Origin of the sequence: Mesorhizobium sp. WSM4989 (genome assembly GCF_029625795.1) — a bacterium.
Classification (GTDB): Bacteria; Pseudomonadota; Alphaproteobacteria; order Rhizobiales; family Rhizobiaceae; genus Mesorhizobium.
In genome coordinates this window covers 1-261 of record NZ_JARTVN010000044.1, presented here as the reverse complement: position 1 = coordinate 261, position 261 = coordinate 1, and the positions used below count along the sequence as shown (strand labels likewise).

Sequence of the window (261 nt, the reverse complement as noted above, 5' to 3'; positions counted from 1 at the left end):
GTTCAACCTGTCGCGGAAGGCGCTAGCCGAGGTGATCGGATCATCACCCCGGGCGACCGAGGTGTTGAACAAAAAGCGCGCACTCACCCTGGATATGGTCTTCAAACTGAACAAGGAATGGAAAATTCCCGCCGAAGTCCTCGTGCAACCCTATCACCTTGCAAATGACAGGGGCCGCAGGCGCGCCTAACATGCACCGATTCTCCTAAGCCGCGCGTTTGGGCTCCACCGCGAACGGGCTGAGGCCGAGCCAGGTCTGCA

General features: G+C 59.4%; 1 pseudogene. It reads left to right on the top strand.

From position 1 onward, the window contains the following. Positions 1–190 (top strand): annotated as a pseudogene (locus tag P9217_RS30240) (XRE family transcriptional regulator); the annotation flags it as partial. Positions 191–261 lie beyond the last annotated feature (71 nt).